Source organism: Acidimicrobiales bacterium, assembly GCA_041394245.1.
Taxonomy (GTDB): Bacteria; Actinomycetota; Acidimicrobiia; order Acidimicrobiales; family Aldehydirespiratoraceae; genus JAJRXC01.
Map to the genome: position 1 here is coordinate 122,467 of JAWKIR010000002.1, position 23,817 is coordinate 146,283.

Sequence of the window (23,817 nt, forward strand, 5' to 3'; positions counted from 1 at the left end):
CGACGCTCGGTTCCTGAGGCACTGGACGCGGCGACTTGGGGCGCGGTACTTCCGAGCGACCGTCGAGCGGTCGACGAACGAACTCGTTCCTAGACCTCAGCCGTGAGCCGGCCCGTTTCGCGGGTGCGAAATGCCGCATTGATCCTCTGGCGCTCGAGGTGCTGCGCCACCTGCATCGCACCCTGGGGAACGGGGTGGGTCGCGAGGAACGCCGTGGTGTCGGCGACGAGCGCCTCGGTGTCGAGGCCGGTGATGCCCTCGAGCAGTCGAGCGAGCGAGTTGCTCGGGAACCGTTCGGCGAGCACGTCCCAGTTGGCTCTGGTGAACGCCCATGTGGCCGGTCCCGCGACCTTGTTGGTCAGCGCCCGACGGATGACATAGGGCGCGTCCTGGGACCGCACGTCGCCAGCCAGGATGTCGTCGAGCACTCCCAACTCGGCAACGGGAAGGTCGGCGAGCGCTCGCAAGTGCCGTTGCTCGGTCTGAGGGTCGTCGGCCGACTGCCAGATCTCGCGGATACGGGGGCCTGCGCCGGGATCGGCGTGGGCGACCACGGTCAGCGCCGCGGCGGCGAGCGTGGGGTCGCTGTGGTCGAGGCGGTCACGGCAGGCCGCGATGACGGTCGGGTCTTCGGCGACGACGCCGAGCAGTCGCAGTACCGTGGCCCGCAGCTCCCGGGTGCGGTCGTCGTCGCCGGTCGCCGGGTCGATGCCGAGTCGATCGAGGCAGGGCATGGCCAGCGTCGTGATGTGGGCGACGAGCCGGGCTCGGGCGGCGTCGGACGCGATGCGTTCCAACCCGGCGAAGCCCGCTGACAACGCCTGCCAGACCGTGAGGTCGGATTCGCCGGCCATGGCCATCGCGAGCTGGAGCCAGTCGTCGCCGCGGAGCTCGCCGGCGACGGTGAGCGCCCAGGCATCGTCGATGAGTCCGTGTCGTTCGTCGGCGTTGCGCCGGCCGGGGCCGTCGGTCGCGATCGCGGCTCGTGTCGCCGGTCCGTGGGCCACCCGATAGAACCCCGCGGCGTCGGCGTTGGCGCTGACGAGCTTCCCGGGCGCGGTGAGGACGAGTGCATCGCCGTCGAGCAGCACTCGGTGGTCGACCAGGTTGCCGTCGTGTTCGAGTCGCAGCCCGACCGGCACCGTCCATCGCTTCGCTTCGGCGGCGGCCGGATCGAGGCTGAAGTGGCGCTGGGCGAGCCGGGTGCCGTGCGGTGTCGTGTCGACCTCGACCACGGGGTGACCGCCCTGATAGATCCAGCCGTCCATCATCGAGCGGACGGGCGCGCCGCTGACCTGTTCGAGCGCATCCCAGAGATCGCTCGTCTCGGTGTTCGCGTAGGCGTGGGTCTTCAGATAGTGCCGGACGCCGTCGCGGAAGGTCTCGGCGCCCAGGTACTGCTCCAACATGCGAACGACCGAGGCCCCCTTTTCGTAGGTCAAGACGTCGAACATCCCTTCCGCCTCCTCCGGGGAGACCACCGGGAACTCGATCGGTCGGGTGCTGGCGAGTGCGTCGGTGTCGAACGCGGCCGCTCGGGCCCGGCCGAAGGTGGTCCACACCTCCCAGTCGGGACGGAAGGCGTCGCTGCAGGACGTCTCCATGAACGTGGCGAACGCCTCGTTCAGCCAGATGCCCTCCCACCACTTCATGGTGACGAGGTCACCGAACCACATGTGGGCGAGTTCGTGGTTGATCACGTCGGCCACGATCTGGAGTTCGGGCTGACTCGCTCCTGCGGGGTCGACGAGGAGGAGGACCTCGCGAAAGGTCACACAGCCGAGGTTCTCCATCGCCCCGAACGCGAAGTCCGGGATCGCCAGGAGGTCGACCTTGTCGCCCGGGTACGGGATGTCGTAGTAGTCGCCGAACCACTCGAGCGCGTGGACGGCGACGTCGAGCGCGAACGGCGTCAGTTCGGCCTTGCCGGGTCGATGGACGATGCGCACGGGCACGCCGCCGGCGTCGACCGGCTCGGTGATCTCGAGCGGTCCGACCACGAACGCCACCAGATAGGTCGACATCCGCATCGTCTCGGCGAAGGTGACGCGGCGGCGCCCGTCGGGGTCGATCGTGTCGGCGACCTCGGCGCTGTTGGACACGGCGAGGTGTTCGGGATCGACGACGAGCGTGATCGCGAACGTCGCCTTCCATGCCGGCTCGTCCCAGCACGGAAAGATCCGACGGGCGTCGGTCGACTGGCATTGTGTGGTGGCGATCGTGTGCTCGTTGCCCTCGTCGTCTTCGTAGGTCGAGCGGTAGAAGCCCCGGAGACGATCGTTCAGGGTCCCTCGAAAGCCGGCGACCACCCGGGCCGGGCCGGGCGGCAGATCGTGGGGGAGGGTGAGGTGCAGGCGTTCGGTCGCGTCGTCGAGACGGACGTCGGGCACGTGCTCGACGGCGGCGGCGCCCTCGCCGATGATGACGAGGGCACTGTCGATCTCGAGCTCGATCGCGTTGCAGACGAGCTCGTCGGTCGTCTCGAGCAGCTCGACGTCGATCGTCACCGACCCGCGGAAACTCGCATTCGCGATGTCGGGCTCGATCACCAGCTCGTAGCGGTGCGGGACGACGTGAGACGGGAGACGGGGGTCCACTTCGGTCATCCGACGAATCTAGAACCTTCACCAGACCGTAAACCGAAACACACCTCTGTAATACCGATCTCCGGTTTGATGGGAGGAGCGAGTCATCCACCCAAAGGAGTTCGGTATGCGGAACCGGAATCGTCGCAAGGACTTGGAGAAGTCGTTCGATCCGATCGAATGGCCCGACGCGAAGCTCGGCGTCGACGACAAGGAGTTCGCCGAGGCGATCGCCCACGGTCGGGGAGAGTCGCTGGCGGCATAGGGCCATTTGGGCCACATTCCCCAGGCGGGACCCCGGTCCCCGGCGCTACCATCGGTGCGTTCCGGAACCCTGCCCATGGAGCCCTCGTGGAAGCCACTCTCGACGTCGTCGGCGTCGGCAACGCCATCGTCGACGTCATCTCGACCGTTGACGACGACTTCATCGTCACCCACGATCTGAACAAGGGAGCGATGACCCTGATCGATGCCGATCGGGCGACGTCGCTCTACGCCTCGATGCCGCCGGGCATCGAGGCCTCCGGCGGGTCTGCGGCCAACACCATGGCTGGCCTCGCCAGCCTCGGCAGCCGGGCCGCCTACCTCGGCAAGGTCCGCGACGACCAGCTGGGCGAGGTCTTCATGCACGACCTGCGCGCGGCCGGTGTCGGATTCGATGTTCCGGCCGGCGCCGAGGGGCCGCCCACCGCTCGCTGTCTCATCCAGGTGACGCCCGACGCCGAGCGCACCATGAACACCTTCCTCGGGATCTCGGCGTTCCTGAGCCCGGACGACATCGACGAGGATCTCGTCGCTTCGGCCGCGATCACCTACTGCGAGGGTTACCTCTGGGACATGGACATCGCCAAGGAGGCGATCCGCGGCGCGATGGGTGCCGCCGCCGCGGCGGGCCGGACGGTGTCGATGACGCTGTCCGATGCGTTCTGCGTCGATCGTCATCGCGGGGAGTGGCTCGACCTCCTCGCCGACAAGGTCGATCTGGTCTTCGCCAACGAATCGGAGATCTGCTCGCTGTTCGAGACCGACGACTTCGATGCTGCGGCCGAAGCGATCGCCGACCTGGTCGAGATCGCTGCCCTCACCCGATCGGCGAAGGGTTCGGTGATCCGTTCGCGAGGCGAGACGATCGTGGTGCCGGCTGCGCCGGTGGCCCACGTGGTCGACGCCACGGGCGCCGGCGACCTCTATGCGTCGGGCTTTCTTCACGGACTGGCCAACGGCGCCACCCTGGGCCGGTGTGCCGAACTGGGCGGTATCGCCGCGGCCGAGGTGATCTCCCACATCGGGGCGCGGCCCCACGTCGCGCTCGCCACCCTGGTCTGAGCGCCGTCCCGGTCGGAGTCTCCGAGCGCGTGCCAGTGCGACGCGTTCCCGTTGACCGATCCGATAATAATCGTTATCATGCCTGGCGATGGACGCTACGGCCCTTTCGTCGATATCGCTGCGGCGCATGACCCGTTGACGGATCGGCTGCTGGCCTCTGCGGTCGACGTCTTCACCGAGCGCGGGTTCGAAAAGGCCGGGGTCGCTGCGATCGCCCGTGCCGCCGGCGTCACGACCGGCGCCATCTACGCCCGCTGGAGCGGGAAGCACGACCTGATGCTCGATGCCCTCGACGTGGTGATGATGGATCGGCTCGAACAGCTGTTGTCGTCCGACGGTGCCGACGTCACCGACATTCTCGCCTCGCTCGGCTCGGAACTGGTCGTGCGTTCGCCGTCGGCCGATGCGCTGATCGCCGAAGCGATGGTGATCGCCCGCCGGGATCCGGAGTTCCACGCAATGCTCACGAGGCGCATCGCCGAGCAGGAAGCCCGCCTGGCCTCCTGATCGACAGCGGCAAGGCCACCGGCCTGCTCGATCCGGCCCTGCCGACCGATGCGATCGTCGCGCTGTGCCACGCATCAGCCTCGGCTTCGCCATGTTCGGGTCGATCGATCGAGACCTCCCGAGCGCCGCGGGCTGGAACGCCGTCATCGAACGTCTGCTCGCAGCAGCCCGGCCGGCGGTCGCGGCCGCGTCCGCCCAGATCCCTACTGAACATCCCCTACCCAGGAGTCCTGAGATGGCTGTCACCGATGCCAATGATGTCGATCGGATCATGGAGATCGCGCAGGCGAACACCAATGCCGATGAGTTGATCCACGCGGTGGAGGACAACGCCGACGCGATCTTCACGTGGGGCTACGACAAGGGCGAGCGGGCCAAGCTCGACAAGCTCTACGAGAAGGCCAAGACCTCGCAGTGGAACGGTACGACCGATCTCGACTGGTCGATCGAGGTCGATCCCTACACGGCCCTCGACCTCAGCCTCGAGCGCGGTCTGATGGGCGACTTCGACCAGGACCCCAACAGTCCGGTTGCCAAGTGGGGCGACAAGGAGTGGGAGGAGTTCGGTCTCCAGTCGATCAAGTGGCGCCTGAGCCAGTTCATGCACGGTGAGCAGGGCGCGCTGTTGTGCACGGCGAAGATCGTCGAGACGGTGCCGTGGATCGATGCCAAGTACTACGCGGCGACGCAGGTGGTCGACGAGGCCCGTCACGTCGAGGTGTTCGCCCGCTACCTCGACGAGAAGCTCGACGGCGGCTACCCGGTCAACCCCCATCTCGGTCTGCTGCTCGACGACATCATCAACGACAGCCGTTGGGACATGACCTATCTGGGCATGCAGATCATGGTCGAGGGCCTCGCCCTCGCCGCCTTCGGCTTCATGCACGATGTCACCACCGAGCCGCTGCTCAAGAAGCTCCTGCGCTATGTGATGAGCGACGAGGCCCGCCACGTCGCCTTCGGCGTGCTGTCCCTCCAGGAGGTCTACGCCGAGATGAGTCACGCCGAGATCCGTGAGCGTCAGGAGTTCGCCTTCGAGGCGGCGCTGCGGATGCGCGATCGCTTCCTGCAGCAGGAGGTCTGGGAGCACATGGGTGTCGACACCCGCAGGATGGTCGAGCTGTTGCTCAACGCCCCCGAGGAATCGAAGGTGTTCCAACGGATGCTGTTCTCCAAGATCGTGCCCAACTGCCGCAAGCTCGGTCTGCTCGACGCCGGCGACGGCTGGCTGCGCGACCGCTTCACCGACATCGGCGTGATCGAGTTCGAACACTTCGAGGACACCGGCTCGGAGTTCCTCGACTACGACCTGGAAGAGGGCGACTTCGAAGGGAAGTCGGCGGAGAAAGCCGAAGCCGCCGCCGCTGCGGCGCTCCAGTAGCCTCGCCGCATGGGATACACCTGCTTCGATGTCGAGGAGACCGAGGGCGTCGCCCACGTTCGCCTGTCGCGCCCCGAATCGTTGAACTCGATGATCCCGGCCTTCTGGTCGGAGTTGCCCGAGATCATCGGTGAGCTCTCCGACTCCGGAAGGGTTCGTGCCGTCGTCTTGTCATCGACGGGCAAGCACTTCAGCGCGGGGATGGATCTGGCGGTGTTCACCGGCGGTGGCGATGCCGCCGAGGCGGTCGACTCGGGTGAGCGCATCAGGGAAACGGGCCGGCAGCGAGCCGCGCTGCGCTACAACGTCTTGCATCTCCAGCAATCGTTCTCGATCCTCGAACAGGCTCGGATGCCCGTGCTCGCGGCGATCCAGGGCGGCTGCATCGGGGGAGCGGTCGACATGGTGACCGCGGCGGACTGTCGCTACGCCACCCGTGACGCGTTCTTCTGCATCCAGGAGATCAACATCGGCATGACGGCCGACGTCGGCACGCTCCAGCGGCTCCCGAAGCTGATACCCGAGGGTGTCGTCCGTGAGCTCGCCTACACCGGTCGCCGGATGCCCGCCGAGCAGGCGCTCGCCTACGGCCTCGTCAACCAGGTGTTCGACGACCACGAGTCGATGCTGAGCGGTGTGCACGAGATCGCCGCCGAGATCGCGTCGAAGTCGCCGCTGGCGATCCACGGCACCAAGGAGACGATCCTCTACACCCGTGACCACACGGTGGAGGACTCGTTGAAATACATCGCTGCATGGCAGACCGGCATGTTCCAGCCCGGAGACATGGCCGAGACGTTCGCCGCCAAGGCCGAAGGTCGCGATCCGGCGTTCGACGATCTCGGCGCCATCCGACGCGGGCTCTAGTCTTCCAGCGGGGGACCGAACTGCAGGTCGAGGTCGCCGAGCTTCACGAGCGTCGAGGCGACCCAACCGCCGAGCGTGCCGAAGTGTTCGTCGAGGGTCGACCCGTCGACCAGCGCGGCTTCGTCGAGTTCGTAGACACCCTCGTAGCTGACCTCGATGGCGTACTCGACGTCGTCGGGGTCGTCGCCGTGGATCGACTCGACGGTGGGCCCACCGCGCGTCAGTCGTTCGCCGCCCACGTCGGGGCTGGTGATCGGCAGGACCGAGAGAACCCCGCGGGGCTCGGGGGCTTCGGTCAGGCGTTGTACCCGTAGCGTGATCTCGATCTCGATCCTCGGTGGTTCGGTGAGCTCCTCGTCGACGTACCAGCTGCGGTATGCGGTCTGCGACCACGTGGGCCAGACACAGCCGACATCGGCCTGGACCCGGGGTGGAAGGCCCTCGCCGGGGAGGCCGTAGCTGGTCTGCCACGAGACGTCGCCGAGAAGGACGTCGACCTGGAAACGTTCCTCGAATGCCTGGCGTTCGAGGCGGGAGTCCTCGAACGCGTCGCGGAGCGAGCCGATGGCGTCGGTGAACACGTGATCGAGCATGTGGGTTCGAGGCTAGTACCCGGCGGCGACATCGACGGGTCCGAGCAGTTCCTCGTCGGCCAGCCAGCGGCGTACGTTCTCCTCGACCCGCTCCGCCAGCCGCGCGAGACCCATCTCCGGGGTGTTGCCGACGTGTGGCGTGATCACCACGTTGTCGAACCCCCAGAGCGGATGGTCGTCGGGGAGCGGTTCGGGATCGGTGACGTCGAGCACGGCGCCGGCGAGAGCACCAGCGCGGAGCGCATCGACGAGATCGTCGTTCACCACGTGTCGGCCGCGGCCGACATTGATCAGCCACGCGTCGTCGGGCATCGCGTCGAGCAGCGCCGCATCGACCACGCCGGTCGTCTCGGGAGTCAGTGCCAGGCAGACGATCACGGCGTCGGCTTCGCGGACCGCATCGAGCCGGGAATCGGTCGTGACGGTTCGGTGCGCGCCGGGTACTGCGTCGCTCCCGCGGCGAACGCAGGTGACCGTGCACCCCCATGGCTCGATGAGCCGCAGGAAGCTCTCGGCGAGTCCTCCGCCACCGAGCAGGGTGAGGTTCGCGCCGAGCAGGTTTCGGCCCGTCTGGGCGCCCCAGGACCGCGTGCGGGCGAACGTCGGGATGTCGCGAAAGGCCGACAGCAGTGCCGCCATGATCCATTCGGCGCAGTCGTCGGCGTAGACGCCCTTGCCGCACGTCCAGAGCCGGTCGTCGTCGAGCACGTGCACCATGTTCTCGATGCCGGCGTAGGGGAGTTGGACCCAGCGCGCGTTCGAGGCCTCGTGCACCACACGTTCGAGTTCGTCGACCGCGGCGGGATCGGCCCAGATGAGTGCGTCGGCATCGGCGAGGTCGACCACGCGTGCTCCGGCACGCTCCACCGCCGCCACGAGGGCTTCGTGCATGGCGGGCCGGCTTCGCGGTTCGACGGCGATCCGGCGTCCGCCCATCAATCGACCCCGAACTGGCGGTCGCCCGCGTCGCCGAGGCCGGGGACGATGTAGCCGATCTCGTTGAGGTGGCTGTCGATGGCGGCCGTGACGTGGGTGTCGGCGGTGCCCGACGCGGTGAGGGCGTCGACTCCTTCGGGCGCCGACAGGACACAGACCACGGTGATCGGGCCGGCATTGGCGGCTCGCAGGCTCTCGCACGCATGGATCGCCGAGCCGGCGGTGGCGAGCATCGGGTCGAGCACCATCACCGGCTGCCCCCGGAGATCGGGAGGGACGGTGTTGAGGTAGACGTCGGGTCGAAGGGTCTCTTCGTTCCGTTTCAGGCCGATGAATCCGGTGCGGGCCTCGGGGAGGACGGCGAGGGCGGCGTCGAGCATGCCGAGTCCGGCTCGGAGGACCGGGACGAGGAGCGGGAGCTCGGTGTCGGGGCCGAGCGCGGTCCCGGTGGTCGGCCCCATGGGGGTGACGATGTCGATCTCCTCCGTGGCGAGGCTGCGCGAGGCCTCGTAGACGAGATGGCGGCTCAGCGTCCGCAGTGCGGCTCGAAAGGCCGGTCGGGTGGTGGTCTCGTCACGAAGCCGGGTGAGCGCGACTGCGGCGAGTGGATGGTCGACGACGTGGATGTGCATGGCGATCTACGGCAGGACCTTCGCGACTTCGACCGACGCAGGGTCGGCGAAGAGTTCGGCCGCCAGGTCTCGCACGTCGGTGCGTGCCACCCCGGCGAGGATCGGGAACCGCTCGTCGATCTGCAAACTGTCGACGTCGGGGAATCGGGTCGCCGCGATGTTGGCGGCAAGGAACAGCCCGTTGTTGACGAAGCCGTAGTCGTTCTGGGTGACCGACACGGCCCGCCCGAATTCGTCGGCCGTCGGCCCGGTCGTGGCGAGCTCGTCGAGGACCTCGTCGAGTGCGGTGCGGATCTCGTCGAGCCGGGTGGGGTCGCCGTCGACCGAGATGTAGGACCCGATCGAACCCGGACCCTCGTGCGAGGCGAACACCGTGGCGGATCCCCCGTACGAGGCGCCGAGTTCCTCGCGGATGACCTCGGTGATGCGGTTCGTGATGATCGTCGACAGCAGGACCCCGACGACCTCGTCCTCGGCATTTGGCTGACCGAGCACCCAATCGACCCGTTGGAGGCCGCCGTCGGCGGTGCCGTCGCCGAGGATGACCTCGCCGCGCACCGCATCGGTCGGGAGTTCGACACCGAGATCGATCCAGGTGTCGTCGTCGCCCGTGGGGAGGGTGCCGAGGTACCGGGCCGACAGGTCGAACGCCGCCGCCGCGGCGATGTCGCCGACGATCGCCACATGGAGGTCGTCGACCTCGCCGAAACGGCTGCTGAAGACGTCGAGCAGTTCGCCGGGGTCGAGCGCGTCGATCTCCTCCTGGCTGTGGAGGCCGGCGTAGCGCTGGTCGTCGCCGTTCAACAGTGTGGTGAGCAGCTCCTGGGCCCGGACGTCGGGGTTGGTCTCCGCGAGCTCGAGGCTGGCTTCCCCGACGCGGGCCACCGACCGGAGGGCGACGTCGTCGACCCGGGGTTGGGTCATCGTGAGGTGGATGAGCGCGAAGAGGTCTTCGGCATCACTCGTCGCGGCCGAACCATTGATCGATTCGTTCCATTCGGCGATGGCGATGTCGATCCCGATGGAGCGGCTCTCGAGGTAGCGCTCCACCGTGGCCGGCCCGTAGGGACCCACACCGCTCAGCAGGACTGCGTCCACCGCCGCGTCCGCGAGCGAGGCGTCGGGGTTTTCGAAGGTGCTCCAACCACCGGTCGACTCGAGGGTGACCGAGACGTTGCCCTCGGCGATCTTCGATTCCTGGTACGAGACGACGACGCCGTTCTCGAACGTCCATTCCTCGATGTCGCCGTCGAGTGTCGAGCGTGTCGTCTCACTCGCGGTCGCCGCGGGTTCCGGCGGTTCCATCAGCTCGTCGATGGCGACGGCCGAGTCGCCGGTTGCCGCCGGTCGAGCGTTGTCGAGTACCTCGCGCAGCTGCTCGGGAGTGGGGAGGGTGGCGGCGTCGTCGCCGATGGCGACGACCACGGGCCCGCTGCTCTCGAGGATCCAACGCCAGAAGTTGGTGAGCTCGTCGGCATCGAACGACTCGATGATCTCGCGCTGGCGGGCGATGCGGCGCTCGGCCTGGTCGGCCTGTCCTCCAGTGAGGAAGTGGTCGCTGAGGACGCCCGCGTACTGCCAGTCCTGGGTGGAGGCGAGTGTGTCGAGCTCGTCGTCGAGGCCTGCGACGAGCAGCTCCCTGACCCGCGCGACATCGTCGTCGGTGAATCCTTCGAGTGCGGCGAGCAGCAGCTGCCCCATGAACGCGTCGAGCGCCGTGTCGAGCTCGGGGGCCGTCACGTTGGTGCCGTAGTAGCGCAGGCCGCGGTTCAGGCTGAAGGCGCCGAAGGAGGGCTGCCGGTCGAAGTCGAGGTCGCCTCGTTGGAAGGCCTCACCGAGGCGGGTCTCGATCATCGCGGCGACGGCCGTCTCGATCAGCGTCATCCGTTCGCCGCCGACGGTGCCGGTGTCCCACACCGGCAGCGGGATGTCGAGCGACAGGTTGTCGATGCCGTTGTCGGGGTGCGTGATGATCTCGGTGACGGGTTCGGGGTCGAGTTCGATCTCGACCTCGGGTCGATCGAGGGGAGTGTCGGGATTGGTCAGACTCGAGAACCGCGAGACGACCTCGGACTCGAGTTCGTCGAGGGGGAGGTCGCCGACGACGACCACCGCCATGTTGTCGGGGCGATACCAGGTCTCGTAGTAGTTCCGGAGCGTCTCTGCCGTCGTGGCCTCGACCAGCTCGGCGTCGCCGATCACGATGTGGTTCTCGTAGGGCGTCCCCTCCGTGTAGATCTCCTCGAACCGGGTGACGACGAAGCCGTCGACGGTCTCGCGGCCCTGGCGGAGCTCGTCGCGCACGACGCCGACCTCGGCGGCCACCTGGTCGGGTTCGATGGTGGCCCTGGCCGCCCACTCCGCCAGTACGTCGAAGGCGATGTCGGGGGCACTCGGTTCGAAGGTCGTGGCCCCGAGCAGATACACGGTTTCGTCGTAGCTCGTGTAGGCGTTGACATCGGCACCGAAACGGATGCCGAGTCGCTGGAGTTGGGTCGTCAGCTCGTTGCCGGGGAACGCTTCGGTGCCGTTGAACATCATGTGCTCGAGGAAGTGGGCGCTGCCGTCGTTGGGAGTCTCCTGCTGGAGCGATCCGGCATTGACCAGGAGACGCAGATCGAGGCTTGCTCCCGGGCTGTCGTTGCTGCGCAGCAGATACGTGAGGCCGTTGTCGAGGGTGCCGATGCGGTAGTCGTCGTCGATGGGGAGGGGGGTGCCGTCGACCTCGGGCGGGGTGGCCGCCGGAATGGCCGTCGGGTCGGTCTCTTCGGGGTCGGCGCCGGCATCGGGGTCGGCGTCGGTGCCATCGGACGCGTCGAGCCCGTCGGTGGCGCCGTCGACGAGCTCGTCAGCCGTGGGGTCGTCCGAGCAGGCGACGGCGACCAACGCCGCGGCGAGAATGATCGCCAGCAGGCGAAGGAAAGGGATCCGCATGGCGAGGACCCTACCGAAAACCTTCGACGGGGTTAGACCCGAGGTTCGAGCGCCCACGCCTCGAGGATGGCGTAGCGGGGCTTGATCACCTGCTCGATGATCTGCAGGCGTTCCTTGAAGGGCAGGAAGCTCGACTTCATCCCGTTGACAGTGAGCCAGCGCAGACGGTCCCAGCCGTAGCCGAAGGCGTCGACGAGCGCCGCCATCTCGGACGACATCGAGACACCCGACATGAGACGGTTGTCGGTGTTGAGCGTGACCCGGAAACGCAGGTCGATCAGCTCCGCGATGGGGTGATCGGCGATCCGGTCGACGACGCCCGTGTTGACATTGCTCGTCGGGCACACCTCGAGGGGGATCCGGCGGTCACGGACATAGTGCGCGAGGCGCCCGAGCTCGCGTTCGCCGTCGGGGGTACGGGTCAGGTCCTCGATGATCCTGATGCCGTGCCCGAGACGCTCGGCGCCGCAGTACTGGAGCGCCTTCCAGATCGAGCGGGGGCCGTAGGCCTCGCCGGCGTGGATCGTGATGTGGAAGTTCTCGCGGTGGCAGTACTGGAAGGCCAGCAGATGATCGTCGGGCGGGAACCCGTCCTCGGGGCCGGCGATGTCGAACCCCACCACGCCGTGGTCTCGCCACCGCACGGCCGCCTGGGCGACCTCGAGGGCGTTGTGCTGATGACGCATCGCCGAGCAGATGGCCCGGATCGTGAGCTCGGTACCGGCCGCGCCGGCGGCGAAGCCGGCGAGCACCGCCTCGATCGCGTCGTCGAGACCCAGACCCTGTTCGGTGTGGAGCTCGGGGGCGAACCGGATCTCCGCATAGACGACGCCATCGGACGCGAGGTCCTGCGCACACTCCCGCGCCACGCGCTCGATGCCGTCGCGGGTCTGCATGACCGCCACGGTGTGTGCGAAGGTCTCGAGATAGAGCGTCAGGTCCTTGCGGTTGGCCCCGCGCTGCATCCAGGCGGTCAGCTCGTCGGGATCGGTCGCCGGGAGATCGCGGTAGCCGATCCGGTCGGCGAGCTCGATGATCGTGCTCGGCCGTAGCCCACCGTCGAGATGGTCGTGCAAGAGGACCTTGGGTGCGTGCCGGATTCGGTCGAGCGTGGGCGGGCCGACGTCGGGTACTGCAGTCGCGGGGCTGGCCATACCCCAGGTTAGGCCGGGTCGCGGATCATCGGACGAAGCGCAACGCCGGGCGCGAACTCGATCACTGCGACCTCCACGAAGCCGTGCCGGGCGTAGAGCGCAGCGCTACGCGGGGTCGACGCCTCGAGATATGCCGGGTGGCGTTCGTCGTCGCAGATCGACGTGATGCGCTCGAGGAGCACCGAACCGAGGCCCTGACCCCGCGCCCGGTCGCGAGCACCGATCAGGTGCAGGTAGAAGTGGGGCTCGGGCGGTCGGCACTCCTCCATCGCGATGAAGAGCGGGAAGGCCGCCTCGAGGAGCTCGGGAGCGACATGGCGGCCGAAGGCCTCGCCGAGTGCGTCGTCGTTGGATCTGATGCCCGGCGGGGTCCACAGCGCGGCGGCCCGGTCGTCGATCATGTGGGTGTGACCGTGGTTGAGATACGAGTCGACCTCGGCGGCCATGGCATCGCGGATCGCCGGTTCGTGTCCGAAGCCGTCACGGTCGGGATCAGGCATGAAGTAGGCCCAGAACGGGTCGGCACGGAACGCTTCGACCAACGTGTCGGTCAACACGGCGGCATCGGCCGGCGTGGCGTGGCGTGACATCGCCGGCATCAGAACCCGCGCAACGGCATGTCGTCGGCCCGGCGGAGCCAGTTGTCGGCTGGATACTCGGCGACCCCGTCGATGAGATGGAGCGTGTAGGCGTGGCGGCTCCGGTCGGACGTGTTGGGCGCCGACCAATGGGGGAGCAGGCCGTGGAGCGCCACCATCGTGCCCTTCTCGGCCTCGATCGGGATCAGGTCGTCGGTCGGCCACGGGGTGTCGTCGAGGAGATCCATGGTGGTGCCGGATCCCTCACGGCGGAATCGCATCCGGGCGGGCTCGCGATGGTGGCCCGGCGCGACCCACAGGCAACCGTTCTCCACTGTCGCGTCCTCGATGGCGAACCAGTAGCCGATCACCGACTGGGGCTCCGTCCACAGGAAGGTGTGGTCGCAGTGGCAGGTGACCTCGCCGCCGATACCGGGCTGTTTGAAGATGTACATCGACTGGAGCAGTCGCGGATCGGTCAGGCCGAGGTCGGTGGCGAGCTCGGCGAGCATCGGCGTGCGACTGAAACGATCGAACTCGGGATCGAGGTCGTGCATCGCGTGACCGATTTTGTTGACCGCCAGCTCCAGCGGCCGGGTGAGCTTCCCGTCGACCACGGCACCATCCTCGAGGAACCAGCGGACGACGTCGCCGGACGTGAGGAAGTACTCGTCCTGGGCATGGCCCTGCGCCGTCGTGTCGAACACGGTCAGATCGGTGTTGGCCGACGGGTCGGCCTCGGCGAGGCGACCGACCACGTGGGCGCGCAAACGGTCGCAGGCGTCGGGATCGACCGCGCCGGGGAGGACCACGTAGCCGTCGCGCTCCCAGGCGGCGAGCTGCTCGGTGTCGAGCACGGCTACGACTGGCCCTTGCGATACGGCTGGCCGTCCGCCGCGGGCATGCGCAGTCGCTGGCTGTAGAAGATCAGGACGAGCAACACCACGACGAACGGGGTGAGTTGTGGGAACCATGTCGGGACGCTGTCGGTGGTGAAGTACCAGAAGCCGACGGCGAGGGCGAGTAGTCCGGAGAGGATCGCGTCGACCCGCTTGCCGCTCCGTGCGGCCACGATCGCCACGGCGCCGAGGGCAATCGTGAAGACGAGCAGCAGTGCGTGAGTGGCATTCCCCTGGAGGTCGCGGAGCTGGAGCCCGTCCGGGTAGCCGAACAAGAGTGCGCCGACGAGCACGCCGCTGGGTCTCCAGTTGCCGAAGATGAGCGCGGCGAGTCCGATGAAGCCGCGACCCGCTGTCTGGTTCTCCTTGTAGAAGCCGGTGAGCTCGAGAACGATGTAGGCGCCGCCGAGTCCGGCCAGCGCACCGCTGATCATCACGGCGATGTACTTGTGACGGATGATGTCGACGCCGAGCGACTCGCCGGCTTCGGGTCGTTCGCCGCAGATCCGGAGCCGGAGACCGAAGCGGGTGCGCCAGAGCACCCAGGTGCTGATGGGGACCAGGGCCAGAGCGATCATCGTCAGGTAGGAGAGATCGGTCACCAGACCCTGGGTGAAGCTGGCGACGTCGGAGATGTAGAACCATTCCTTGTCGCCGAGCCATTGGAGGATGTTCGGCGATTTCCAGCCGAACAGGTCGCCGCCGGCGAGGAAGGGCATCGTGAAGTCACCGAACTCCTCGACCCTCGGCGAGTCGCTGACCGATCCACCCTCGTAGCCGACGAAGATCTCCTCGGACAGGTAGCGCATCGCCCCCGGCGCGATGACGTTGATCGCGACCCCCGAGATGATGTGGTCGACGCCGAAGCCGATCGTTGCGACGGCGTGGACGAGGCCGCCGATGCCACCCCCGACCATTCCGAGCAGCAGCCCGCCCCACGGGCCCCATTGCAGGGCGCCCCAGGCGCCGAACCAGGTGCCCAGCACGAGCATGCCCTCGAGTCCGATGTTGACGATGCCGGCCCGTTCGCTGAAGAGCCCCCCGAGACCGGCGAGCAGCACGACCATCGACCATCGCAACATGGTCGACGAGGTCCCGCTTGCCGTGAGGCGCGAGGTGTCGTCGGTGCCGAAGGTCTGCACGACGGTCAGGACCAACAGGCCCACCGCCGCATAGAGCGCCCAACGAATGCCGGCCGGGAGATTGGCGAGGCGGGTCATGCCATGGCTCCTTCGATCGACCGGTCGGCACTCTTTGCCATCGCCTCCGCTGCGCCCCGGGCCTCGTCGTTGGCCCTGATCCGCTTGACCACCTCGAAGCCGGCGACCGCGGTGAGGAGGATCACGCCCTGCATGATCTCGACGATCTCGCGTGACGCGCTGTTGGTCGATTGGAGGATTCCCGACGACGCGTCGAGGAAGGCCCACAGCAGTGCGCCGAAGGCGATCCCGACGGGATGGTTGCGTCCGAGCAGGGCGACGGCGATGCCCTTGAACCCGAGACCCGAGACCATGCTGCGGTCGTAGGAGAACTTGTTGACCAGGATCTCGCTCATGCCGACGAGTCCGGCGCACGCTCCCGACAGGGCCATCGCCAGCACGACCATGCGCTTCGGGTTGACACCCGACACGCCGGCCGCCGTGGGGTTGGAGCCGCTCGCCCGCAGGTCGAAACCGACGATCATGCGGTTGACGAACACGTGGAAGGCGATGCCGACCAGGATTGCGATGAGGATGACGGAAGTCAGGTGCCGACCCTTGCCGATGTCGCGGGTGAAGATCTCCATCCACGAGTTGAGATCGGGCAGTCGCCCCGACCCGGAGATGAAGGCCGTGCCCTGGTTGAGGCCCTGCCGCGAGTCGTCCTGCCACTCGCCGAGCAGCCACGCGATGATGCCGGCGACGGCGATCGAGTTCAGGATGATCGTGGAGATGACCTCGTTGACCCCGCGGGTGACCTTCAGGACACCGGCGAATCCCGCGTAGGCCGAGCCGACCGACATCGCCACGATCAGGATGAACGCGATGTGCAACGGCGCGGGGAGGTCGACGGCGGCGCCTGCGGCCGCGGCGAAGAACGCAGCCAACAGGTACTGGCCTTCGACGCCGATGTTGAAGAGGTTCATGCGGAACCCGATGGCTGCTGCCACGCCCGAGATGTAGAGCGGCGTTGCTCGGTTGAGCATGTCGACGGTTGTCTCGAGACGCGACGCGTTCTCGAGCATGTCGCCGTAGACCTCGACCGGACTGCTGCCGGAGACGAGCAGCACGATCGACGAGATGACGATCGCGGCAACCCCGGCGATGACCGGAGCGGCGAGCGCGAGGACGAGCCGTCGGGTGTCGATGCGGCGGATCATGAGGTGCTCCCTACTGCTGCGCCGGTCATGTAGGCGCCGAGATCACGGGGCGTGACCACGGCGGGGTCGACCTCGCCGACGAGCTGGCCTCGCAGCATCACGAGGATGCGGTCGGAGAGTCCGATCAACTCGTCGAGATCGGCGCTGATGAGGAGGGTGGCGAGGCCGTCGGCCCGCGCCTCGCGGAGGGCTTCCCATACGGCGGCCTGCGCCCCGACGTCGATTCCTCGCGTCGGATGGCCGGCGATCAACACCTTGGGTTCGGCCAGCAGCTCCCGGCCGATGATCAGCTTCTGCTGATTGCCGCCGGACAGGGTCGAGGCCGAGACCTCGATGTTGGGCGTGCGCACGTCGAACGCGGCGCGGATCTCCTCCGTGCGCTGTCTGCTCCCCGGTCGGTCGATGAACCATCCCCGGGAGAACGGGCGAGTCGTCTGGTGCCCGAGCGCCGCGTTCTCCCACAGCGGATGCTCGAGGAGCAGGCCCTCGTCGTGGCGGTCCTGCGGGACGTAGCCGAGACCTGACTCGCGACGCTTGCGGACGGACCAGTGGGTGACATCGGCATCGAGGAGACTGATCGAGCCGGTGTCGGGTCTGTGGGTGCCGATGATGGCGTCGACGAGTTCGGTCTGGCCGTTGCCCTCGACCCCGGCGATGCCGACGATCTCACCACGGTGCACGGTGAAGCTGACGTCGTTCACGACCGGGCGCCCGTCTTCGGTGACGGTCAGCCCTTCCACCGTGAGTCCGGCCTCCGACGTGGCCACGGCCTGCTGGGTGTCCGGAGACGGGAGCTCGCTACCGACCATCATCTCGGCGAGATCGAGGGCGGTCACGTCGCCCGGCTTCACCGTTCCCACCGTCCTGCCCTGGCGGATGACGGTGATCGTGTCGGCGATCGCCAGCACCTCGTCGAGCTTGTGATCGATGAAGATGATGGTCGCGCCGTCGGCCTTGAGCTCGCGGAGATTCCGGAACAGCTCCTCGACCTCCTGGGGCACGAGCACCGCGGTGGGCTCGTCGAGAATGAGGATCCGAGCGCCGCGGAAGAGCACCTTGATGATCTCGACGCGCTGTCGTTCGCCGACCTCGAGTGTCTCGACGAGGTCGTTCGGGTCGACCTCGAGCCCGTATGCGTCGGCGACCTCGCTGAGGTGGGTGGTTGCGGCGTCGGTGTCGATGACGCCCCATCGTTTCACCGGCTCGGACCCCAGGATCACGTTCTCCATGACCGTCAGCTGGTCCGCCAGCATGAAGTGCTGGTGGACCATGCCGATGCCGCGTTCGATGGCGTCACTCGGCGATGTGAACGTCACGGTCTCGCCGTTGACGATCATGGTCCCCTCGTCGGCGGGCTGCATGCCATAGAGGATCTTCATGAGCGTCGACTTGCCTGCGCCGTTCTCGCCGCAGATCGCGTGGATCTCGCCGGTTTCGACCGTGAGGGTGACGCGGTCGTTGGCCACGACGCCGGGGAAGCGTTTCGTGATGCCCTGGAGTTCGATGGCGGCGGTCACACTGCTCCTTCGCGGCCGGACGGCGACGGGAAAACAAGATCGGGGCCGGACGTTAGCCCGACCCCGATCGTTTCGTCACTGTTGCATCAGACAGCCGTCATTCGACGGCCGTGATCACGGTGCAGTCGGCACCACGACGTCGCCGGCGATGATCGCCGCTTCGGCCGCGTCGATCGCTGCGATGGTGTCGGCGCTCAGGTAGTCGCCGGTCGTCGAGTAGCCGACGCCGCCGGTCGCGAGATCGTAGACGGTGTTGCCGTTGACGAACTCACCGTTCACGTGGGCCTCGATGGCCTGGTACACGGCGTTGTCGACTCGCTTCAGCATCGAGGTGAGGATGTACTCACGCACGTCCTCGTCGGCGGTCAGCGCCTGGTCGGAGTCGACACCGATGGCCCACACCTTGTCGTTCGCCTCGCTCCACTCCTTGGCGGCGATGAAGAGCCCGCCGCCGGAGTCGCCGGCTGCGTGGTAGACGATGTCGGCGCCTTCTTCGTACATCGACGTGGCGATCTCACGGGCCCGGTCGGGCTGGAAGAATCCCTGGACGTCGTTCTCGGCGATGTAGCTGACGGTGACGTTGGCGTCGGGGTTGACCGAGGCGACGCCGGCGACGAAGCCGGCCTCGAACTTCTCGATCAGGCCCCAGCCCTGCACGCCGCCGATGAAGCCGATCTCATTGGTCTCGGTGGTGAGGCCGGCGGCAACGCCGACCAGGTACGAGCCCTGCTCCTCGGCGAAGGTGAGGCCGGCAGCGTTGGGTGCCCACGGCGCGGGGCCACCCTCGGCGGCGAAGTTCAACATGGCGTCGTCGATCACCGCGAAGTGGGTGTCGAGGTTCTCACAGGCGGCCGGACCGGCTTCGCCGGCGAACAGGAAGCCGACGGCGATGACGATGCTGGCGTCGTCGGCCGCGAGCTGCAGGAGCGGGCCGCGGTCGGACCCGTCCTCGTTCGGGACGGCTTCGGTGAAGGTCAGGCCGAAGTCGGCGACCGCACGGTCGAGACCGGCGGCGGCGGAGTCGTTGAACGACTGGTCACCGCGGCCGTTGACGTCGAACACGAGGCCGACCTGGCCGTTGTTCTCGACGGTCGACTCGGCGTCGGGGCAGCCGGCGAAGGCATCGGGGTCTGCGCCGTCGGGCGGCGTGGTGTCGTCGGGGGTGTCGCCGCTGTCGTCCGGCGTGGAGTCGGTCGAGTCCGTGGTGTCCTCGCTGTCGTCGCCGCAAGCCGCGGCGAGCAACGAGAACGACAACAGGATCCCGAGAATCAGTAGCAGTCGGTTGCGCATTTTCCCTCCAGATTCCGCCCAATGGCGGGTGGGTGTTCTCGGGCGGCGCGCGCAGTGCCCCGGCCCGGTGGTTCCCGAACGCTATCCGTCCGGAGATGTATGCGCGCACGCAGGCCGGTGCAGTGTTTCGTGAACCCTGTGTTTCGTCGACGCTCAGTAGTAGACGCACCGCGAACGGTGGCGCGGGATCGACTTGTAGCGGGGCGCGGCGCCGGCGTTCCACAGCACGTTGTCGAGGTCGCCGGCCGTGAGTCGTTCGCCCCGCTCGGCCAGCGCGACGCGGAGGAGTTCCACTGCGTGCAGGCCGCACGCACGGATCTCCACCTCTGCGGGCGAGCCGACCGGAATGTCCTCCACTGCCTCGATGCGGCGCAGCAGGTCGGTATCGAACTCGAGCACACCCTCGACCCGCAGCACGTGGGGGACGAGATTGTCGGCGAACATCGTGAGTTCACGGCGGTCCTCGAACCGCCCGGGACCCTGGCCGGCGAAGGTGACGTGGAGGTCCTGGACCACGATCTGCGCCCGCTTGTAGAGCAACACCTCACCGACGGCGGGGTGCGGGTGCACATCACGGAAGAACGGCATCTCGGCGAGCATCTCGACCAGGCGAGCGGCCGACCCGTCGGCAACCGCGACGGCCGCAGCGAAGGACCCGTCGCCGACACGGTCGACGAATGCGGCCAGGTCGTGCCATGCCTCGGTGTACAGCTCCATGAGCTCGTGGCCGAGGCCGCCGTCGAGCACCTGGCCGAAGGTGGCTGCCGCATCGTCGACGGTCCAGGCGGCGAGGCGTGCGGTCGTGAGGCCGCCCGTGTCGGCCACATGGTCGCGCAGCGAGTTCGCGACCGTGTGGTAGCCCGACATCCCGGGTCGCTTGCGGATGTAGGGGAAGTAGCCGCTGCCGAAGTTGATCGCGTCGAGCGCGAGCACGAACGCGGTCGCGGTCTCCTCGGACCCCATCCGATCCTGCCCGGGATCGTTCTTCGGCGTGTCGAGATCGAGTTCGCCGGCGAACGCGGCCACTCGTTCCGGCACGATGCGGACGTGGGTCGCGGCCTCTGCAACGGCAGCGCACGAGGCACGGATGTCGTCGAAGATGGTCACGGGAACGACCGCGCTCGCTCGACTCGACCGACGCGGAGCTCGTACCACTCGTACCACTCGTCTCGTCCGTGGCTCTGGGCTTCGAGGTGTTCGGGGTGGGCTCGCCACCGGGCGATCGCGTCCTCGCTGGCCCAGTACGACACCGTGATCCCGGTGCCGTCGGTGCCGCGAGCCGATTCGATCCCGAGGTAGCCGGGGATCGTCGCGGCCAGTTCCTCCATGCGTTCGGCTGCCGCTCCATAGGCCGTGTCGACGTCGTCGTGCTGCCAACCGGCGCGCCGGTTGGTGAAGACGACCGCGTAGTAGGGCGGCTCGGGGGTGCGGGTCATGACAGGACCGTAGGGTCAGAGTCCGCGCGCCGCGCGCCAATTCGCGTAGCGGCTCATCAGATCGAGCGATCGGATCGCCCGTCCGGCCGACGCGTGGCACATGAGCCCCGCGGCGCGGGCACCGGCCGGCCCTGCGTTGTCGGGGCGGGCGTTCGCGAGCTCGGTGGCCATGAGCACGGGCGTTCCCGTGCGGGCGGCGATCTCTCCGGCGGCTTGCGCGTAGCGGGCGTCCTGGCGCTCGTGGAAGTCGACGATCCGTTCGAGCCCGTGGTCGGGGTAGAACCCGCCCTCGCGCAGCATGGCCGCTGTGTTCGACTGGATGCCGAGACCGAGGAAGAGCACGGCGTCGACGTCGGGGTGCGAGGCGGCGAGTTCGAGGATCTCCGGCACCGTGTCGCGCGTCTCGCCGCCGGCCATGTCGACCGGGTTGTTCCTGCTCCACCGCGGGGGGAGCTTCTCGTCGATCGCCGCATACAGGTCCGCGGGGAGCGGTGTGGCCTCGAGTCGGGTGCCACTCATCGCGTCGACCGCGGCGACGCCCCAGCCGCCGACGGTCGTCACCACGACGACCCGCGGCCCGGCGGGGAGCGGCTGGGTGGCGATCGTCGCGGCGACCTCGAACGCCTCCTCCACGTCGCGCGCCCGGATGAGACCGGCCTGGTGGCACATGCCGTCGAACACCGCGTCGTCGGATGCCAGCGCGCCCGTGTGGCTGGCCGCGGCGCGGGCTCCGGCATCGGAGGCCCCGCCCTTCACCACGACGACCGGCTTCCGTTCGGCGACGGCCTTCAGTCGTTCGAACATCTCGCGGCCGTCGTCGACCGACTCCATGTAGACGAGGCACACGCTCGTCTCGGGGTCGTCGGCGAACCACTCGACATAGTCGGCGATGCCGAGGACGGCGGCGTTGCCGGCGGCGACCGCCCGGCTGATGCCCACCCCGGTGTGGTGGGCGAGGTTGAGGAACGACGACACGAAGTTGCCCGACTGGCTGGCGACGGCGATCCGGCCGGCGGGGGCGTAGGGCGCGACGATCTGGGCGCACATCTTCGACGGCGTGGACACGACACCCTGGCCGTTGGGGCCGGCGACCGCGATGCCCAGGTCGTCGGCGAGGAGGACCAGTCGGCGCTCGGCCTCTGCGCCCTCCGGACCGGCCTCGCGATAACCGGCGGCGGCGAAGAAGGCGGCGGTCACGCCCTTGGCCGCCGCGGCCCGCAGGAGGTCCTCGTTGACTGCCTGTGGGGTGCAGATGAACACCATGTCGGCCCGGCCTGCGGGCACGTCGTCGATGGATCCGAGCACCGGTCGGCCGAGCACCTCGCCCGCCTCGCGGCCGACGGGGAAGACGTCGCCCTCGTAGCCCGAAGCGAGCAGATTGTGCAGCGTCACGAAACCGAACTTGCCGGGATGGTTCGAGACACCGGTGATGATGATCCCCTTCGGGTCGAAAAGGGCCGAGAGATTGCGGGTCACGATGTGCCCTCCGGGTCGACCTCGAGCAAAGCGTCGACCGCGATCGGCTTGCCGTCAACGAGGATCAGCGGGTTGAGGTCGGCCGAGCGGATCCCTCGCTCCTGCTCGCCGACCTTCGCCAGCGCCACGAGCGCGTCGGTCAGGGCCTCTCGATCGAGGGCCGGTTCGCCGCGGAATTCGTCGAGCAGGCGCTGGGTGGCGAGGTCGTCGATCATCTCTGCTGCGTCGACCGCGGTGATCGGCACGAGCCGGAAGACGACATCGCGGATCGCCTCGGCGAGGATGCCACCGATCCCGAGCATGATGGTCAGCCCGAACTGCGGGTCGTCGTTGAGCCCGGCGATCAGCTCGCGGTTGCCGGCGACCATGCTCGACACGAGGACCTCGACCGCGCCGTCCTCGGGGCGGGCGGCGGCCAGCAGATCGTCGCAGGCGGCTCGGAGGCCGGCCTCGTCGGGGATCCGGAGCCGCACGAGTCCCCGCTCGGTCTTGTGGGCGATCGCCCGACCGCACAGCTTCGCGACCACCGGGTAGACGACAGTGGGGTCGGCGGCGAGGGCGGCGACCACCTCGTCGGTGCTGGTGCCGGTCACGAACGGCGACACCGGGACGCCGTGGCGGGCCACGATCCGCCGAGATTCCGCTTCGGAAAGGGTGATGCTCACGGGCCTGGGTCTACCACGAGCGAACGTCGCGTCGGGCCGTCGAGCACCACCCTTCCTCGGCGTGCCGTCAGCCGGCCGCGTGATGCCGGCGGGTGTGCACCACACCGGCGGCGACCAGCACGGCCATGGCGGCGGCGGCGATCCACGCCGCGATCGCAGCGATGCCGGCGATACGGCCGATCGTCGACCACGCGTAAGTGTTGAGGAGCGCGCCCCGGAGCATCTCTCCTCGGAAGATCGAGTCGCGTTGGCCGGTGATCTCGTCGGCCGCCTCTTCGAGGGCCGCGATCTCGTCGGCATCGGCGCCGTTGGCGATCGCCTCGTTGAGCGCCGCATCGGCCGCCCGCTCAGGCCCGCTCAGCTCGGCGTAGGTCATCCCGCCGGCGATGCCCTCGACATGGCCCTTGATGTAGCTGGCGTAGGCCTCGGCCTCGTCCCCGGTGTCGACCAGTTCGTCGCCGTACTTGGCCAGGTCGTCGCGCCCCTGACCGGACAGTGCGTCGGCGCTGGGGAAGACGACATTCTGGGCGGCCAGCTCGTCGCCCACGTAGTCCTCTGCGAACCTGTTGCCCCACGACAGGAGGCCGCCGGCCACGAGCAGCACCACGACCACCACGGCGCCGAGCGCGGTGAGAATCTGGTCGAGACGATGTCGACTGAGTCGGATGGGTGTGTCGGTCAT

Annotated in this window: 22 protein-coding genes; 5 read left to right on the forward strand and 17 right to left on the reverse strand. The window is 68.1% G+C overall.

Annotated elements, in window-relative coordinates:
• Nucleotides 1–89 precede the first annotated feature (89 nt).
• On the reverse strand, nt 90–2,606 hold the full coding sequence (locus tag R2707_00680; GenBank protein ID MEZ5243583.1) for a M1 family metallopeptidase: 2,517 nt from the start codon (nt 2,604–2,606) through the stop codon (nt 90–92).
• Between the two features lie 106 nt (nt 2,607–2,712).
• On the opposite strand from R2707_00680, the gene R2707_00685 reads away from it, so the two are divergent.
• The 5 genes from R2707_00685 (at nt 2,713) to R2707_00705 (ending at nt 6,666) form a co-directional block, all read left to right on the forward strand.
• Nucleotides 2,713–2,850: a hypothetical protein gene (locus tag R2707_00685; GenBank protein MEZ5243584.1), complete on the forward strand. Its 138-nt coding sequence runs from the start codon at nt 2,713–2,715 to the stop codon at nt 2,848–2,850.
• 86 nt (nt 2,851–2,936) lie between these two features.
• Complete coding sequence (locus R2707_00690; protein MEZ5243585.1) at nt 2,937–3,911, forward strand: adenosine kinase; 975 nt, start codon at nt 2,937–2,939, stop codon at nt 3,909–3,911.
• 78 nt (nt 3,912–3,989) lie between these two features.
• On the forward strand, nt 3,990–4,418 hold the full coding sequence (locus tag R2707_00695; protein MEZ5243586.1) for a TetR family transcriptional regulator: 429 nt from the start codon (nt 3,990–3,992) through the stop codon (nt 4,416–4,418).
• Between the two features lie 64 nt (nt 4,419–4,482).
• Nucleotides 4,483–5,799 carry a ferritin-like domain-containing protein gene (locus R2707_00700; GenBank protein MEZ5243587.1) on the forward strand — a complete coding sequence of 439 codons (1,317 nt, stop codon included), beginning with the start codon at nt 4,483–4,485 and terminating at the stop codon, nt 5,797–5,799.
• A gap of 9 nt (nt 5,800–5,808) precedes the next feature.
• Nucleotides 5,809–6,666, forward strand: a complete 858-nt coding sequence (locus R2707_00705) for a crotonase/enoyl-CoA hydratase family protein (GenBank protein ID MEZ5243588.1) — start codon at nt 5,809–5,811, stop codon at nt 6,664–6,666.
• On the opposite strand, the gene R2707_00710 is transcribed toward R2707_00705, so the two are convergent.
• From R2707_00710 to R2707_00785, 16 genes are all read right to left on the reverse strand, one after another.
• A complete protein-coding gene (locus R2707_00710; GenBank protein MEZ5243589.1) occupies nt 6,663–7,259 on the reverse strand; it encodes a hypothetical protein in 597 nt (198 codons plus the stop codon). The genes R2707_00705 and R2707_00710 overlap by 4 nt on opposite strands.
• Nucleotides 7,260–7,271: 12 nt before the next feature.
• Nucleotides 7,272–8,150, reverse strand: coding sequence for an NAD(P)-dependent oxidoreductase (locus R2707_00715; GenBank protein ID MEZ5243590.1), 879 nt, complete (start codon nt 8,148–8,150; stop codon nt 7,272–7,274).
• A 44-nt stretch (nt 8,151–8,194) separates the two neighbouring features.
• On the reverse strand, nt 8,195–8,827 hold the full coding sequence (gene upp, locus R2707_00720) for a uracil phosphoribosyltransferase (protein MEZ5243591.1): 633 nt from the start codon (nt 8,825–8,827) through the stop codon (nt 8,195–8,197).
• A 6-nt stretch (nt 8,828–8,833) separates the two neighbouring features.
• Entirely contained in the window at nt 8,834–11,761 is a 2,928-nt protein-coding gene (locus tag R2707_00725; GenBank protein MEZ5243592.1) for an insulinase family protein, read from the reverse strand.
• Between the two features lie 32 nt (nt 11,762–11,793).
• Nucleotides 11,794–12,915, reverse strand: a complete 1,122-nt coding sequence (locus R2707_00730; protein ID MEZ5243593.1) for an adenosine deaminase — start codon at nt 12,913–12,915, stop codon at nt 11,794–11,796.
• Nucleotides 12,916–12,923: 8 nt separating this feature from the next.
• Nucleotides 12,924–13,505 carry a GNAT family N-acetyltransferase gene (locus tag R2707_00735; GenBank protein MEZ5243594.1) on the reverse strand — a complete coding sequence of 194 codons (582 nt, stop codon included), beginning with the start codon at nt 13,503–13,505 and terminating at the stop codon, nt 12,924–12,926.
• 8 nt (nt 13,506–13,513) lie between these two features.
• Entirely contained in the window at nt 13,514–14,350 is an 837-nt protein-coding gene (locus R2707_00740; protein ID MEZ5243595.1) for a phytanoyl-CoA dioxygenase family protein, read from the reverse strand.
• A gap of 2 nt (nt 14,351–14,352) precedes the next feature.
• A complete protein-coding gene (locus tag R2707_00745) occupies nt 14,353–15,612 on the reverse strand; it encodes an ABC transporter permease (GenBank protein ID MEZ5243596.1) in 1,260 nt (419 codons plus the stop codon).
• A complete protein-coding gene (locus R2707_00750) occupies nt 15,609–16,751 on the reverse strand; it encodes an ABC transporter permease (GenBank protein ID MEZ5243597.1) in 1,143 nt (380 codons plus the stop codon). Before R2707_00750 ends, R2707_00745 begins: the two co-directional genes overlap by 4 nt.
• A complete protein-coding gene (locus tag R2707_00755; protein MEZ5243598.1) occupies nt 16,748–18,268 on the reverse strand; it encodes an ABC transporter ATP-binding protein in 1,521 nt (506 codons plus the stop codon). The genes R2707_00750 and R2707_00755 overlap by 4 nt, the downstream gene beginning before the upstream one ends.
• A gap of 114 nt (nt 18,269–18,382) precedes the next feature.
• Nucleotides 18,383–19,558 (reverse strand): BMP family ABC transporter substrate-binding protein, encoded by a 1,176-nt coding sequence (locus R2707_00760; GenBank protein MEZ5243599.1) that lies wholly within the window; start codon nt 19,556–19,558, stop codon nt 18,383–18,385.
• Between the two features lie 153 nt (nt 19,559–19,711).
• Entirely contained in the window at nt 19,712–20,665 is a 954-nt protein-coding gene (locus R2707_00765; protein ID MEZ5243600.1) for a queuosine salvage family protein, read from the reverse strand.
• The gene (locus R2707_00770) at nt 20,662–20,994 is read right to left on the reverse strand and encodes an antibiotic biosynthesis monooxygenase (protein MEZ5243601.1); all 333 of its coding nucleotides are present in this window, start codon (nt 20,992–20,994) and stop codon (nt 20,662–20,664) included. Before R2707_00770 ends, R2707_00765 begins: the two co-directional genes overlap by 4 nt.
• A gap of 15 nt (nt 20,995–21,009) precedes the next feature.
• Entirely contained in the window at nt 21,010–22,470 is a 1,461-nt protein-coding gene (locus R2707_00775) for a CoA-binding protein (protein MEZ5243602.1), read from the reverse strand.
• Nucleotides 22,467–23,135 (reverse strand): acetate--CoA ligase family protein, encoded by a 669-nt coding sequence (locus R2707_00780; GenBank protein MEZ5243603.1) that lies wholly within the window; start codon nt 23,133–23,135, stop codon nt 22,467–22,469. Before R2707_00780 ends, R2707_00775 begins: the two co-directional genes overlap by 4 nt.
• A 67-nt stretch (nt 23,136–23,202) precedes the next feature.
• A complete protein-coding gene (locus tag R2707_00785; protein MEZ5243604.1) occupies nt 23,203–23,817 on the reverse strand; it encodes a hypothetical protein in 615 nt (204 codons plus the stop codon).

Bases quoted from the DNA above. Each gene is read 5' to 3' on its own strand.
- R2707_00680 (MEZ5243583.1), bottom strand. From the start codon at position 2,606: ATGACCGAAGTGGACCCCCGTCTCCCGTCTCACGTCGTCCCGCACCGC.
- R2707_00685 (MEZ5243584.1), top strand. From the start codon at position 2,713: ATGCGGAACCGGAATCGTCGCAAGGACTTGGAGAAGTCGTTCGATCCG.
- R2707_00695 (MEZ5243586.1), top strand. From the start codon at position 3,990: ATGCCTGGCGATGGACGCTACGGCCCTTTCGTCGATATCGCTGCGGCG.
- R2707_00705 (MEZ5243588.1), top strand. From the start codon at position 5,809: ATGGGATACACCTGCTTCGATGTCGAGGAGACCGAGGGCGTCGCCCAC.
- R2707_00710 (MEZ5243589.1), bottom strand. From the start codon at position 7,259: ATGCTCGATCACGTGTTCACCGACGCCATCGGCTCGCTCCGCGACGCG.
- R2707_00715 (MEZ5243590.1), bottom strand. From the start codon at position 8,150: ATGCACGAAGCCCTCGTGGCGGCGGTGGAGCGTGCCGGAGCACGCGTG.
- upp (MEZ5243591.1), bottom strand. From the start codon at position 8,827: ATGCACATCCACGTCGTCGACCATCCACTCGCCGCAGTCGCGCTCACC.
- R2707_00725 (MEZ5243592.1), bottom strand. From the start codon at position 11,761: ATGCGGATCCCTTTCCTTCGCCTGCTGGCGATCATTCTCGCCGCGGCG.
- R2707_00730 (MEZ5243593.1), bottom strand. From the start codon at position 12,915: ATGGCCAGCCCCGCGACTGCAGTACCCGACGTCGGCCCGCCCACGCTC.
- R2707_00735 (MEZ5243594.1), bottom strand. From the start codon at position 13,505: ATGTCACGCCACGCCACGCCGGCCGATGCCGCCGTGTTGACCGACACG.
- R2707_00745 (MEZ5243596.1), bottom strand. From the start codon at position 15,612: ATGACCCGCCTCGCCAATCTCCCGGCCGGCATTCGTTGGGCGCTCTAT.
- R2707_00750 (MEZ5243597.1), bottom strand. From the start codon at position 16,751: ATGATCCGCCGCATCGACACCCGACGGCTCGTCCTCGCGCTCGCCGCT.
- R2707_00760 (MEZ5243599.1), bottom strand. From the start codon at position 19,558: ATGCGCAACCGACTGCTACTGATTCTCGGGATCCTGTTGTCGTTCTCG.
- R2707_00770 (MEZ5243601.1), bottom strand. From the start codon at position 20,994: ATGACCCGCACCCCCGAGCCGCCCTACTACGCGGTCGTCTTCACCAAC.
- R2707_00785 (MEZ5243604.1), bottom strand. From the start codon at position 23,817: ATGACCGACACACCCATCCGACTCAGTCGACATCGTCTCGACCAGATT.